Below are 13,502 nucleotides of genomic sequence, written 5' to 3'. Positions count from 1 at the left end.
CCAAATCCTTACAAAGGCTCCAGCTAAGCATATGAGCTTGCGTTACCGAACCGAAATACGGGGCGCACCGGGCGCGGCCCGGCGGGATGCCGGCGCGGATTTCCGGTGCAGATTTCCGGCGCAGCAAGAAGGCCCGCCGCAGTAGTTCGTTGCTGCGGCGGGCCCTTGATGGAACTCTGGCGGTCAGGACAGCCGGGCCGGCAGCGTTTTGGGCTTGAACGACGGCCGGGTGGCTTCGTACGCGGTGATGTCTTCCTCGTGCTGGAGGGTCAGGCCGATGTCGTCGAGGCCCTCGAGCAGGCGCCAGCGGGTGTAGTCGTCGATCTCAAACGGAGCAACAACGTTGCCGCAGATGACGGTCTTGGACACGAGGTCAACCGTGACCTCAGTACCGGGCGCGTTTTCCAGCGTCTTCCAGATGAGCTCGATGTCGTCCTGGGCGAGTTCGGCGGCCAGGAGCCCCTGCTTTCCCGAGTTGCCGCGGAAGATATCCGCGAACCGGGACGAGAGCACGGTCTTGAAGCCGTAGTCCTTGAGCGCCCAGACGGCGTGCTCCCGCGAGGAGCCCGTGCCGAAGTCCGGCCCGGCCACCAGGACGGAACCGGCGTTGAACGGTTCCTGGTTCAGGATGAAGGACGGGTCCTTCCGCCAGGCCGAGAACAGGGCGTCCTCGAAGCCGGTGCGGGTGATCCGCTTGAGGTACACGGCGGGGATGATCTGGTCCGTGTCGACGTTGCTCTGGCGCAGCGGGACGCCGATTCCGGTGTGCGTGGTGAACTTTTCCATGGAGTCTTCCTAGGCTGCGTCGGTCGTCTGGAGGGCTGCGGATTCCGGGGCCGGATCAAGGTCCGACGGCGAGCTCAGCGTTCCGCGCACGGCCGTGGCGGCTGCCACCACCGGCGACACGAGGTGCGTGCGTCCGCCCTTGCCCTGACGGCCTTCGAAGTTTCGGTTCGACGTGGAGGCGCAGCGCTCCCCCGGCTCCAGCTGGTCCGGGTTCATGCCCAGGCACATGGAGCATCCGGCGAACCGCCATTCCGCGCCGAAGTCCTTGAACACCCGGTCCAGGCCCTCGGCCTCCGCTTCCAGGCGGACCCGGGCCGAACCCGGCACCACCAGCATGCGGATGTTGGGATCCTTCTGGCGGCCGCGGATGATGTCCGCGGCGACCCGCAGGTCCTCGATGCGGGAGTTGGTGCAGGAACCCAGGAACACGGTGTCCACCCGGATTTCCTTCATGGGGGTTCCGGCTTCCAGCCCCATGTACTGCAGGGCGCGCTCGGCTGCGGCCTTGGCGTTCTCATCGCCGAAGTCGTTGGGTGAGGGCACCTTGCCGGAGAGCGAGACACCCTGGCCCGGGTTGGTGCCCCAGGTGACGAACGGTTCCAGCGTGTCGGCGTCGAGGTCAACCTGGGCATCAAAGACGGCGGCGTCGTCGCTGCGAAGGGTGCTCCAGTACTCGACGGCGGCGTCCCACTCGGCGCCCTCCGGCGCGTGGGGGCGGCCCTTCATGTAGGCGTAGGTGGTCTCGTCCGGTGCCACGAGGCCTGCGCGGGCGCCGGCCTCGATGGACATGTTGCAGATGGTCATCCGGGCTTCCATCGACAGCGCCCGGATGGCCGAGCCGCGGTACTCCAGGACATAGCCCTGGCCGCCGCCGGTGCCGATCTTGGCGATGACGGCAAGGATGATGTCCTTGGCCGTGACGCCCGGGCGGAGCGTGCCTTCAACGTTGATGGCCATGGTCTTGAACGGCTTCAGGGACAGCGTCTGGGTGGCCATGACGTGCTCCACCTCGGACGTGCCGATGCCCATGGCCAGCGCGCCGAACGCGCCGTGCGTGGAGGTGTGTGAATCGCCGCAGACCACGGTCATGCCCGGCTGGGTGAGTCCGAGCTGCGGGCCCACCACGTGAACGATGCCCTGCTCGGCGTCGCCCAGGGAGTGCAGGCGGACCCCGAACTCCTCGCAGTTGTTGCGCAGCGTCTGGATCTGCGTCCGGCTGGTGAGATCGGCGATAGGCTTGTCGATGTCCAGCGTCGGAGTGTTGTGGTCTTCCGTGGCGATGGTCAGGTCCGGGCGGCGCAGTCTGCGGCCGGCCAGCCGGAGTCCCTCGAAGGCCTGCGGCGACGTTACCTCGTGGACGAGGTGGAGGTCGATGTAGAGAAGGTCCGGCTGGGCGTTGGCGCCGTCGCCGTCGCCTTTGCGCACCACGTGCGCGTCCCAGACTTTCTCGGCCAATGTGTTCGCCATGGCCATCTCCCTTCACTGCTGTTGACTGTTACTTCAACTGAAACAGCAGAGCCGTGTAATAAGCCAGCCAAATGATTTGCATCTCAGATATTGAGACGGCAATATCATTACATGGACAATTCTAGTGGCGTCGGTGTCATTGATAAAGCAGCCCAGGTGCTGGACGCACTCGAGGCCGGGCCCACCACCCTGGCGCAGCTCGTGGCTGCCACCGGACTGGCACGGCCCACGGTGCACAGGCTCGCACTGGCCCTTGTCCACCACCGGCTCGTGAGCCGCGACATCCAGGGCAGGTTTGTCCTGGGCAGCCGGCTGGTTGAACTCGCTTCGGCCGCGGGCGAAGACAGGCTCATCGCCTCGGCCGGGCCCGTGCTCATGCAGCTCCGGGACGCCACCGGCGAAAGCGCACAGATCTTCCGCCGGCAGGGCGACTGGCGTGTCTGCGTCGCCTCGGCGGAACGGCCGATCGGCCTACGCGACACCATCCCCGTGGGGACGCAGCTGTCCATGAAGGCCGGCTCTGCCGCGCAGGTGCTGCTCGCGTGGGAAGACCACGACCGCCTGCTGGAGGGGCTGCAGTCCGCCCGCTTCACGCCCACCGTCCTGGCGGGAGTACGACGGCGGGGCTGGGGCCAGAGCCTCGGCGAACGTGAGCCGGGCGTCGCCTCCGTCTCTGCACCAGTGCGCGGACCTTCGGGAAGGGTGATCGCCGCCGTGTCCATCTCAGGCCCCATTGAGCGCCTCACCCGGCAGCCCGGCCGGCTGCATGCCGAAGTCGTCTGCAACGCCGCGCGCGTCCTCACGGAAGCTCTCCGCAAGAACAACGACTGACCCTTTCCCGCCCCGGCCGCCTTCCCTCCGGCGGGCTTCCGCTGGCAGTAGTCTGGGCGGATGACGAGCTACGCAGTGTTCCTCCGCGGCATCAACGTGGGCGGCATCAACATCAAGATGGCGGACCTCAAGGAGGCCCTGAAGGCCCGGCCGTTCGCCGATGTGAAGACGCTCCTGGCCAGCGGCAACGTGGTGCTGGCCAGCGAACTGACACCGGCCGCGGTCAAGAAGGAATTCGAGGCATGCCTGCGGGAGACCTTCGGCTACGACGCATGGGTGGTGGTGCTGACAGCCTCCCGCGTGGCGGAGCTCGTGGCGGCGTGCCACTACCCGGCAGACGACAAGACGACGCACACCTACATCACTCTGGCCTCGGACACCGCAGCGCTTGACGAACTGTTCACGGCCGGGGAGTCGCTCGGCGGCGTGGAGCAGACCCGGCTCGGTCCGGAGGCGTCGGCCTGGCTTGCTCCGGCAGGCGGGACCCTGGACAGCCCCTTCAGCAAACTCTCGGCCAAGCCGAAGTACAAGGCTTCAACCACGACGCGCAACCTCCGGACCATGATCAAGGTCCGCGACGCCGCGGCGGCCATCGAGCCCGGCAGCTAGAACCGCGCGCTAGGCCGCTGCGGCGGCCTTCACCGCGGCGTTGAAGGACTTCAGGCGGCTGATTTCGACCTCCACGGGCTCCACCACAAGCTTCCCGGCGACGCCGGCGACCGCGGATCTGAGCCGTTTCCGCGCGGCGGCAGCACGCAAGCGTGCCGCGGCGGCCGTAACGAACTTTGCGGTGATCGCGAGCAATATGCCCAGCACCGCTCCCCCGGCAATCATGAGTGTGGGAACCGGCCAGCCCTCCACCCGCGGCACCTCGGGCACCGGAAGCTGGAGATAGCCGAGGCCGGCCAACACCCCTAGCCATCCCAGTCCGCCCACGGCGGTGAGCAGCGCAAGCCACTGGACCACGTTGAAAACCGCCCACCACCACGATTTCTGCCCGGCTTTCAGGTCGGCACCGGCAATGGCCTGGTCCAAGGCGTCCGGCAGGCGCTCCCTGCCCTCACGGGCTGCCCCGCGGATGGAAGCCCGCCACGGACCGGGAGCGCCGTCGCTCGCGGCATCGGCGAAGTCCCGGACGGCAGCATCGGTCCGGGCCCGCTCCTGCGCTCCGGCGGGAGGCAGCGAAGTCCGGCTGACTGCGGCATTGGACGCGCTGCGGAGGTTGAGCCGGCGGAGCGGATCGGGCCGGAAACGAACCAGCCATCTGGTGACGGGCCAGCCGGTGCGCCGGGCGGACTCCTGCTTGTACGACCGCGCCACGGCATCAACCACCAGCGGCACGTTGGCCGCACGGGAGAGTTCCTCCGCGAGCCGCGCCCCGGTCCCGCCCCTCACGCCTGCGGGCTCGCCGGGCCCTGAAGCGTCCATCAGCCGCCCGGCTGCCTGGGACACATCCGCCGAAAGCCGCAGGGCCAGGGCTTCGCGCCGGGCAACCACCTCGCGGATGGCTGCGCGGACCTTGTCCACACCGGCCCCGGTCAGCGCCGAGGCCGCCAAAACCTGCACCTTGCCGAGTCCGTCCCGGGCAAGGATTCCCCTGAGCGACTCCATGACAGGCTTGACGTCGGCTTCGGGGAGCCGGTCGATCTGGTTGAGCACCACCAAGGTCACGGCACCGTGGGATGCCAGTGGCGCCAGGAAGTCATTGTGGACGGCGGCGTCGGCATATTTCTGCGGATCCAGCACCCACACCAGGACGTCCACCATCCCCACCAAGCGCTCAACGATTTGGCGGTTCGCGGCCCGGGTCGAATCAAAATCGGGCAGGTCCAGGAGGATCAGTCCGCTGGATTCGTCGGCGAATCCCTCCACGGCGCCGGCATGATGGCGCCGGTCTACGTCCAGCCAGTCCAGCAGCGCTTCGCTGCCGTCCGCTCCCCAGACGCTCGCCAATGGTTCCGACGTCGTGGGCCGGCGGGCGGCCACCGTCGCAATTTCAGCTCCATTGACCGCGTTGAACAGGGTGGATTTGCCGCTTCCGGTGGCGCCGAAAAAGCCCACCACCGTGTGGTCCGCGGACAGGGACCGGCGCGAACTGGCCCGCTCCAGCACCTGAAGGACCTCGTCCAGGGCGGCGTCCGGCAGCACACCTTCGGCCAGTTCCCGGGCGTCGTTGAGCGCCTCGAGGCGGCGCTGCAGCCGGGAGGCCTCCCGGTTTCCGCCGTGCCGGCTCATGCGGCGCCTGCCAGCCGCTTCAGCGCCTCTGCGTGCCCTGCGAGGACCGCGGCTCCGGCGCCCGTGTCCGGGTCCAGCCGGTCCAGGAAGCGCCGCTGCTCGGCCTGGAGCAGATTCTGGCAGCGAGTGTGCAGGTCTTCCCGGGCGGTCCGCGCAAGGCGCCGCACGGCGTCTTCGCCGAACACCGCCTCAAGCAGTTTTTGGCCGACGACGGCGGTGCCTCCTGCGACGCCGATCTCCAGGCCCGTCAGTCCTGCAGTCATGGAAAACACCACGATCATGAGCGCGGCACCGAGGCCGTTTACGCCGAAGGACAGCCACCTGGCCTGCGTCCGTTTGGCCTGCCCCTCGGTCCGGATGAGCTCCATCAGGCTCCCTTGCCAGGCACGGATTTCCGCGGCCACGGCATCGCCAAACCCCGGGCTGGTTCCTGAAAGGTCATCCGTGCCCAGGAGATGGCGGCCCGCAGGGTCGGAGCGCCAGCGCTGGTCCGCGTCCTCGGCCGCGTTGGCAGCTTCATCGACGATGACTGCCTGCAGTCCCGTTTCTATGGCGGTTTCCACCCTGACCGCCGGCGTCGGTTCACCGCGGAAAAAGGCGCCCGCACGGTCCCGAAAGCGGCCGATGTTCTGCTCCAGGCTCCGGAAGAACTCACCCGTGCCGACGAAGTCCTGCCAGCGGGCCAGTACCTCGCCCCGCAGCAGGGCGCCGTCCTTGGTGGCGTCGAGGATTCTGGCGACGGCGTCCTGATATGCGCTCCGGGCGTCGTCGCCCAGGAGCCCGGCGGCCCGCCGCTGTTCCTCCGAAGACGCGGCCACGAGCTGCACCGTCTGACTCAGTCCCTTGACCGTCCCGTTGAGCGTCCGCCGCGCGATAACCGCCCTTCCGGCGGCGTCCGCGGCGAGGTTCCGCAGCCACGTTCCCAAGGCATCGGTGGCCTCAGCGGGCAGCATGCCAAGCCTGTCGAGGGCTACCTCCGGAATGACGAACAGGGCGGCGCTGCCAAGGCCTTCCCTCTCCAGCATGGCCCGGAGGTCCTCACTCACCTCGGCTTCCGCCGCGGGCGGGACCCGGTCCAGCACCACAGCAACCAGGATGTCCCTCGAGGCCGCGTCGAGCAGCAGCTTCCAGGGAACGGCATCCGCGTAGCGGTTGGCGGTCGTGACAAAAACCCAGAGGTCGGCGGCCGCCAGGAGCTGGCCGGCAAGCTTCCGGTTGTCATCGGAGATGGAGTCGACGTCCGGGGCATCCAAGAGGGCAATTCCTTCCGGCACGGCCGGTTCCCCCACCAGCACCAACGACGAAACCGGCGCCGCATCCGGAGCGAGTCCGGACTTGCTGGCCGGCAAAGGCCCGGCAACCACGGTGCCGCGGATCCGGCTGAGGCTCGGCAGGACGCGTTGATCCTCGAACCACGGGGCATCCGCGGGGTGGTGCAGGAGGATGGGCTGGCGGGTGGTGGGCCGGATGGCACCTGCCCGGGTCACCGGATGGCCCACGAGCGCGTTCACGAGTGTTGACTTGCCGGCCCCGGTGGAGCCCCCGACGACGGCCAGCAGCGGAGCGTCCAGGCTGCGGTACCGCGGAAGAATGTAGTCGTCGAGTTGGGCCACGCTGTTGCGGATGTCCAGCCGGGCCCGCTCGACGCCGGGAAGCTCCAGCGGCAGGGACGCCGAGGACAGGTCCCGCCGAACGGCTTCCAGGAGGGCGACGGCGGCAGCGGAATGCGCTTCCTTATTCTGGCCGTTGGCCGCCGGGGGCTCGTTGGAGGAGATCACAGCATCATCATGCCAGTTCAGGATCTGCTGAAGCTCAGGCAGGCCGTGGCGGCCGGACAAAGAAAAGCCGGCCCCGGGCAGATGCCCGGAGCCGGTTCCTTGGTGACCCCAGCGGGATTCGAACCCGCGTTACCGCCGTGAGAGGGCAGCGTACTAGGCCGCTATACGATGGGGCCGCGTACTCTCCAAACCAGCAATTGCGCCGGTCAAGCTAAGTGATTATTTCATACACTCAGCAAGCGTTTCAAATCGAAAAGCCTGACTTGAAACTTCCGATAATCAGCGGAATTCCGCGGATTTTCAGAGCTGGGATACCAGGACTCGAACCTAGAATGACGGTACCAGAAACCGTAGTGTTGCCAATTACACCATATCCCAATGGAACTTTCGGGCCGGTCGGAAAGGCCTAAACCTTCGCTCCGAGCGCCTCAGCACGAGTAATTACTTTACCCGAGAGTTTTGCCCCGCACAAATCGGCGCCAGCAGCCGCCGGATTCCCCCCGCGCGGGGCGGGATATGGCGCCCCGCACGCGCCGAAACCGGGAAAACCCTTGCAAATCCGCCATAAATAAGTTTACTCTCGGTAAGTTACTAGCGAGTAACCACCCACCTCCCCATGTCTTTGCCGGCCGACCTGCGAGCATTCGCTGTTGTTAGCTGCATCACAGTTGCGGGATATGGCCGGCGGCAATGCCGCCGTCGGCAGAACCGTCGAGAGGAACCACCTGTGTCGGAACCATCTGTGCCGGAATCGCCCATGTCATCACCATCCGGGCCGGAAACGCGTCAATCAATGGGCCGTGCCTTCGTTGCGGGGCGGACCCGGCCCCGGGCCCAACAGGTCGCCATCGCGATCCTTGCCCTGCTGCTCGTGGCACTGCTGGCGTTCTATACGCTCGTGACCGGACGCGTCACGGACGGCTCGGCCAAGCTGCGGGACGGTGCCGGGCTGGCGTCCACGGGCGCAGAAAAGTTGAAGACGGGCGCCGGTCAGCTGGCCAGCGGTGCCAGCCTGGCGGACACAGGGGCAGTAAAACTCGCGGAAGGCGCGGACAGGATCCACTCAGGGATCAGCGGCAAACTCGCTCCGGGGGCTGACAAGCTTGAGAGCGGGGCCGCCAAACTCGCTGCTGGCGCCGTGAAGATCGAAAACGATGTCAACAGCAAACTCGCCCCCGGCGTCTACAAGGTCGACGACGGCGCCCACAAACTCGCGTCCGGAGCCGTCCGGCTTTCCGCCGCCCTGACGCCGACCGCGGCGGGCAACGCCCCGAACAACCTGGCGGACGGCGCCACCCAGCTCGACGGCGGAGCAGCGCGGCTGGCGGACGGAACCTCCGATCTGGCCGCCGGCACCAGCCGGCTGGCAGCCGGCACAGTCCAGCTCAAGGGCTACCGCGGCGCGAACAGCGACCCCGCGGCAGGGACCGGGACGGCCGCCATCGCACAGGCGCTGGAGCTGTTGGAGGCAGCTGCCTCGGATCCCGTGCAGGGTTTGGTTCCCTTGTCCGTGGTTAAGGACAAGATCGCAAAGATCAGGGAAGGCGCGCAGAAGCTGGACGCGGGCGCCTCCCAGCTGCAGTCCGGTGCCGCGCTGCTCAACGCGGGCGCGGCACGGCTGGAGGCGGGTGCCGGACAGCTCCACTCAGGGACCGGGAAGCTGACGGCAGGATTCGCCACCCTGGCCGTCAAGCTAAACAGCAGGGATCCCCAGAGCCCCGGCGTCGTGATGGGCACCGAGCTCCTGGCCGAGGGTACGTCCAAACTCCGCGTGGGCATGGACGGCGTCCCCGGGAATCCGGAGCGCCCCGGACTGCTCAAGGCCAGTGCAAGGATTACCGAGGGCAGCCAGCGCCTGGCCGACGGTACGGTGGCGCTGAACACCGGCATCAAGGGAGACCCGGCTAATCCAGGCAGCCCAGGGCTGCTCAGCGGCTCCCAAGCCCTCGCGGCCGGCGCCTCCAAGCTGTCGGACGGAAACACCCGGCTTGCCGCCGGTTCCACGCGGCTTGCCACCGGCGCGGACAAACTCGCTGACGGCAACGCCCGGATCGCGGAAGGCACCGGCACCCTGTATTCGGCGGCCGCCGCCGTGTCTCCCACGAGCATGGTGCGGCAGTCCGACGCTGCCCTGGCCCTGGGCCTCGTGGGCGTGCTGGGCCTCGGCTCTGCGGGCGCGTTCCTTGCACTGCGGTCAAGGCGGCCGTTACGGCAAACCTCCTGAGCCGCACGATGCCGGAGCCGGCCTTACTCGGGTGGCGCCAACCACGCTAGCAGTTCCATCAGGGAGCGGATCTCGTGGCCCTGAAAGTCCGGCTCCGGCTCGCCGGTGCGGTTCAGCCAGACGCCCAGCAGGCCGGCCGCCGTCGAGCCTTCAGCATCGAGCAGCCGGTTGTCCCCCACATAGAGGGTTTTGTCCGCGGAACTGCCGAGAAGCCGGACACCCTCCAGGTAGATGGCGGGGTCCGGCTTGGGCACGCCCACGGTGTCCGTCCCCACCAGGATTCCGATGCGTTCCAGTCCGGCGCTGTCCAGCTTAACCCGCTGGTAGTCGTGGACGTTGTTGCTCACCGCACCGTAGGGAATGCCGGCCGCGTCCAGTGCGTCCAGGAGCGGGGCAACGTCCTCGAACGCCCTGACGTAGCTGGGCTGGAGGATCGAATAAGAACTGAGCCAGCGCCGGGACTCCTCGCCTTCGCCCAGTTCGACGCCGAAATGGCCCAGCGCCGCCCGGCCTCGGAGCAGCCGCTGCTCGTTGAACGTCAGTTCGCCGGCGAGGTAGCGGTCGTAGTAGTGCGTGGTTTCGTGGGTGAAGATCCTGCCGAATTTCTCCCACCCCGCCTGGTCCAGGCGGGGCAGGAGGTGTTCGCTGACATCGCGCAACGCCGTGGTCATGGCGTAGGCAAGGTCCACCAGCGTGTCGTCGATGTCGAACAGGACCCCGCTGACAGCACCCGGCGGCCGGCGGTGGAGCGCGCCGCCGGTTTTCGCGGCCGGGCGGGTCATCAGCCGCGGAAGGCGCGCAGGCGCGCCAGCGACGATTCCTTGCCCAGGATCACCATGGATTCGAACAGTGGCGGGGAGATCCGGCGCCCGGAAATCGCGGTGCGGACGGGTCCGAACGCCAGTCGCGGCTTGACGCCGAGGCCTTCCACGAGGGCTTCCTTCAGGGCCGTCTGGATGTTCTCGGCCGTCCAGTCGGCGACGGGCTCGAGGGCGGCCAGCGCGGCGTCCAGCACCTCGGCCAGGTTGGCCGGCAGGCCCTTGCGTGCGTCGTCCGCGATGTCGATGGCGTCGTCGCTCTTGAACAGGAAGGCGAGCATCTCGGGTGCCTCGCCCAGCAGGGAGATGCGCTCCTGGATCAGCGGCGCTGCCTCGGCGAGGATCTCCTCCTGCCGTGCCGTGAGGCTCTCGCCCACGAATCCGGCGGCGCGCAGGTACGGTACGAGGCGTGCCCGGAAATCCTCCGGCTCAAGCATGCGGATGTGGGTGCCGTTGATCGCCTCGGCCTTCTTGATGTCGAAGCGGGCCGGGTTGGCGAGGACGTTGTTGACGTCGAAGTGCTCGATGAGCTGCTCCACGGTGAAGATGTCCTCATCGGCGGACAGGCTCCAGCCGAGCAGGGACAGGTAGTTCAGCAGGCCTTCGGGGATAAAGCCGCGGTCCCGGAGCAGGAACAGGTTGGACTGGGGGTCGCGCTTGGAGAGCTTCTTGTTGCCCTCCCCCATGACGTACGGCAGGTGCCCGAAGACCGGCATGTAGCTGGCGACGCCGATGTCCATCAGGGCCCGGATCAGCACCACCTGGCGGGGCGTGGAGGAGAGCAGGTCTTCGCCGCGAAGCACGTGCGTGATCCCCATGAGGGCGTCATCCACCGGGTTGACCAGGGTGTAGAGCGGGGACCCGTCGGCGCGGACAATGACGTAATCCGGGATGCTGCCGGCCTTGAACGTGATGTCGCCGCGGACCATGTCCGTAAACGTGACGTCTTCGTCGGGCATGCGGACGCGCAGCACCGGCTGGCGACCGTCGGCCTTGAACGCGGCAAGCTGCTCCTCGGACAGCTCGCGGTCAAAGTTGTCGTAGCCGAGCTTGGGGTCGCGGCCGGCGGCGCGGTGACGGGCTTCGACTTCCTCCGGCGAGGAATAGCACTCGTAGGCGTAGCCGGCGTCGATCAGCTTGGCCACCACGTCCTTGTAGAGGTCCAGGCGCTGCGACTGGCGGTAGGGCTCGTGCGGGCCGCCAACTTCCACGCCTTCTTCCCAGGTGATGCCGAGCCACTTCAGGGCCTCCAGCAGCTGCTGGTAGCTCTCCTCCGAGTCGCGGGCAGCGTCCGTGTCCTCGATCCGGAACACGAAGGTGCCGTTGGTGTGCCGGGCGTGGGCCCAGTTGAAGAGGGCCGTACGGATCAGTCCCACGTGCGGGGTGCCCGTGGGCGACGGGCAAAACCGGACCCTGACCGGGGTGTCAGCGGTGACTTCACCGGTGGGGGCAGCAATCGGGGCGGAGCTGGAAACGGCGTCGGACGCGGAAGCAGTAGTCATAGTGGTACCAACATTACCAATCCCTGCCATCACTACCGGCCCGGAATGCCGCTGCGAAAACGGACAGCCGCACCGTGGAACCACGGTGCGGCTGTCCAAAATCGGTGCAGCTTCTTGTTAGCGGAGCTGTTAGCGCCGGACCACCGGGTTGGAGAGTCGCCCGATGCCCTCGATCTCGACCTCATACCGGTCGCCGGCCTTCACGAGGTCCACGCCGGCCGGCGTTCCCGTCATGATGACGTCGCCGGGCAGGAGCGTGAACGCGCTCGAAACGATGGAGACGAGTTCCCGGACGCCGCGGATCATCTGGTTGGTGCTGCCGTCCTGGCGGAGTTCCCCGTTGAGCCAGCCCTTGATGCACAGGTCTTCGGGGTCCAGTTCGGTTTCAATCCACGGGCCGAGCGGGGCCGAGGTGTCAAAGCCCTTGGCGCGGGCCCACTGCAGGTCGGTTTTCTGGACGTCGCGGGCGGTGAGGTCGTTGCCGCAGGTGTAGCCGAAGATGACGTCGTCCACGCGTTCTTCGGGAACGTCCTTGCAGATACGGCCGATCACGACGCAGAGCTCGGCCTCGTAGGAGACCTCGTCGGAGAACTCCGGCAGCACGATGGGATCGTTGGGGCCCACCACCGAGGTGTTCGGCTTCAGGAACAGGAGCGGCTGCTGCGGCACGTCGTTCCCGAGCTCGCGGGCGTGTTCGACGAAGTTCCGCCCCACCCCAATCACCTTGCTGCGCGGAATGATCGGTGCCAGCAGGCGGACGTCCTCCAGCTTGTGGCGGACGTGCGTGCGCTCCACACCGTTGAAGAAGGGGTCGCCGTTGATGACAGTGATTTCCTCACTGCCGGGCTGGCCTTCCACAATGCCGTAGAGGGGATCAGAATCGACTACAAACCGGGCAATACGCATGGTTCCAAGCCTACAGTCCCGGCCCGGCTCCCCTGCCGCACCGGGTCATGTCCGGTCACGGAGCGTGCGCAGGTATTCGAGCTGGGCCGCAACGGAGTTCTCGGCCGCCCTCCGCACTGAGGGATCGACGTCGGAATAGACAACGTTGGTGACCTCAGTAACGCCGGCGTCCCCGCCCAGGTCCGAGAGCGCGGCCCTGATCTGGGCCAGCCGGTCCAGCCGGTGGTCCCGGTAGGCGCGGACCACGGCATCGAGTGCCGGAAGGACCGGCCCGTGGGCCGGCAGGACGGTGGCTGGCCCGAGCAGTTCCAGCCGGTCAAGCGAGGACAGATAGTCGCTCAGCCTGCCGTCCGGGTGATCCAGGACGGTGGTGCCGCGGCCCAGGATGGTGTCGCCGGTCAGCACAGAGCCGGAAGCCCCGTCGAAGGGCAGATGGAAGCAGACGGAATCGGAGGTGTGTCCCGGGGTGGCAACCACCCTGATTTCGGTCCCGCCGGCCGCGATGGTTTCCCCCGGCAGCAGCGGTGCCCCCGCGAGGCAGTGCGCCGGATCGGCGGCACGGACCGGAGCGCCGGTGAGTTCGTGCAGCCGTGCCGCCCCCGCCGTGTGGTCCGCATGCCGGTGCGTGATCAGGATGAGCTCCACCGAACCGGTGCCGGCCAGCTCCTGAAGGTGCCGTTCGTCCGCCGGCCCCGGATCAGCTACGACGGCAGCCGGATGGCCGGGCTCTCCAATGACGTAGGAGTTGGTGCCGTCCAGGCTCATCGGCCCAGGGTTGGGGGCCAGGCGGTACCTGGTCAGCGGGCTGCTGGCGGCCAGGGCGGGCGTGGTGTCCGGATTCACACTTTTATTCTTGCATTTCCGCCAGCACAACTCCGCCAGCACGACGGAGGGTGGCCGGCTGGCCGCCGCAGCAGCTCCGCCGGCCACCCGCCGTCGAACTAGGAATGGACTG

At 67.6% G+C, this 13,502-nt stretch carries 11 protein-coding genes and 2 tRNA genes; 3 read left to right on the top strand and 10 right to left on the bottom strand.

Annotated elements, in window-relative coordinates; genetic code table 11:
* Positions 1-183: 183 nt before the first annotated feature.
* Both leuD and leuC read right to left on the bottom strand, forming a co-directional pair.
* Complete coding sequence (leuD, locus tag B1A87_RS05015) at positions 184-786, bottom strand: 3-isopropylmalate dehydratase small subunit (protein WP_056628090.1); 603 nt, start codon at positions 784-786, stop codon at positions 184-186.
* 9 nt (positions 787-795) lie between these two features.
* Entirely contained in the window at positions 796-2,253 is a 1,458-nt protein-coding gene (gene leuC / locus B1A87_RS05010) for a 3-isopropylmalate dehydratase large subunit (protein WP_078026738.1), read from the bottom strand.
* A 111-nt stretch (positions 2,254-2,364) separates the two neighbouring features.
* On the opposite strand from leuC, the gene B1A87_RS05005 reads away from it, so the two are divergent.
* Positions 2,365-3,084, top strand: a complete 720-nt coding sequence (locus tag B1A87_RS05005) for an IclR family transcriptional regulator (protein WP_043420062.1) — start codon at positions 2,365-2,367, stop codon at positions 3,082-3,084.
* Positions 3,085-3,144: 60 nt separating this feature from the next.
* Complete coding sequence (locus tag B1A87_RS05000; protein ID WP_078026628.1) at positions 3,145-3,693, top strand: DUF1697 domain-containing protein; 549 nt, start codon at positions 3,145-3,147, stop codon at positions 3,691-3,693.
* 9 nt (positions 3,694-3,702) lie between these two features.
* Here B1A87_RS05000 and B1A87_RS04995 read toward each other — a convergent pair whose 3' ends face one another.
* The 4 genes from B1A87_RS04995 to B1A87_RS04980 all read right to left on the bottom strand — a co-directional run bounded on the left by B1A87_RS04995 (position 3,703) and on the right by B1A87_RS04980 (position 7,475).
* Entirely contained in the window at positions 3,703-5,319 is a 1,617-nt protein-coding gene (locus B1A87_RS04995) for a GTPase (protein ID WP_078026629.1), read from the bottom strand.
* Positions 5,316-7,097, bottom strand: a complete 1,782-nt coding sequence (locus B1A87_RS04990) for a dynamin family protein (protein WP_395940224.1) — start codon at positions 7,095-7,097, stop codon at positions 5,316-5,318. The genes B1A87_RS04995 and B1A87_RS04990 overlap by 4 nt, the downstream gene beginning before the upstream one ends.
* A 100-nt stretch (positions 7,098-7,197) precedes the next feature.
* A tRNA-Glu gene (locus B1A87_RS04985) sits at positions 7,198-7,273 on the bottom strand.
* 130 nt (positions 7,274-7,403) lie between these two features.
* Positions 7,404-7,475, bottom strand: a tRNA-Gln gene (locus B1A87_RS04980).
* 379 nt (positions 7,476-7,854) lie between these two features.
* Between B1A87_RS04980 and B1A87_RS04975 the strand changes: the two genes are divergently transcribed.
* Positions 7,855-9,321 carry a hypothetical protein gene (locus tag B1A87_RS04975; RefSeq protein WP_260680678.1) on the top strand — a complete coding sequence of 489 codons (1,467 nt, stop codon included), beginning with the start codon at positions 7,855-7,857 and terminating at the stop codon, positions 9,319-9,321.
* Between the two features lie 23 nt (positions 9,322-9,344).
* On the opposite strand, the gene B1A87_RS04970 is transcribed toward B1A87_RS04975, so the two are convergent.
* The 4 genes from B1A87_RS04970 to B1A87_RS04955 all read right to left on the bottom strand — a co-directional run bounded on the left by B1A87_RS04970 (position 9,345) and on the right by B1A87_RS04955 (position 13,390).
* The gene (locus tag B1A87_RS04970; RefSeq protein ID WP_078026630.1) at positions 9,345-10,103 is read right to left on the bottom strand and encodes an HAD family hydrolase; all 759 of its coding nucleotides are present in this window, start codon (positions 10,101-10,103) and stop codon (positions 9,345-9,347) included.
* Positions 10,103-11,641, bottom strand: coding sequence for a glutamate--tRNA ligase (gene gltX / locus B1A87_RS04965; RefSeq protein ID WP_078026631.1), 1,539 nt, complete (start codon positions 11,639-11,641; stop codon positions 10,103-10,105). Before gltX ends, B1A87_RS04970 begins: the two co-directional genes overlap by 1 nt.
* 129 nt (positions 11,642-11,770) lie before the next feature.
* Positions 11,771-12,547, bottom strand: coding sequence for a fumarylacetoacetate hydrolase family protein (locus B1A87_RS04960; RefSeq protein WP_078026632.1), 777 nt, complete (start codon positions 12,545-12,547; stop codon positions 11,771-11,773).
* 45 nt (positions 12,548-12,592) lie between these two features.
* Complete coding sequence (locus B1A87_RS04955) at positions 12,593-13,390, bottom strand: MBL fold metallo-hydrolase (protein ID WP_078026633.1); 798 nt, start codon at positions 13,388-13,390, stop codon at positions 12,593-12,595.
* Between the last annotated feature and the right edge of the window lie 112 nt (positions 13,391-13,502).

The sequence above is a fragment of the Arthrobacter sp. KBS0703 genome (assembly GCF_002008315.2).
Lineage (GTDB): Bacteria > Actinomycetota > Actinomycetes > Actinomycetales > Micrococcaceae > Arthrobacter.
The sequence above is the reverse complement of the archived record's forward strand: the minus strand, read 5'-3'. Positions and strand labels throughout refer to the sequence as shown.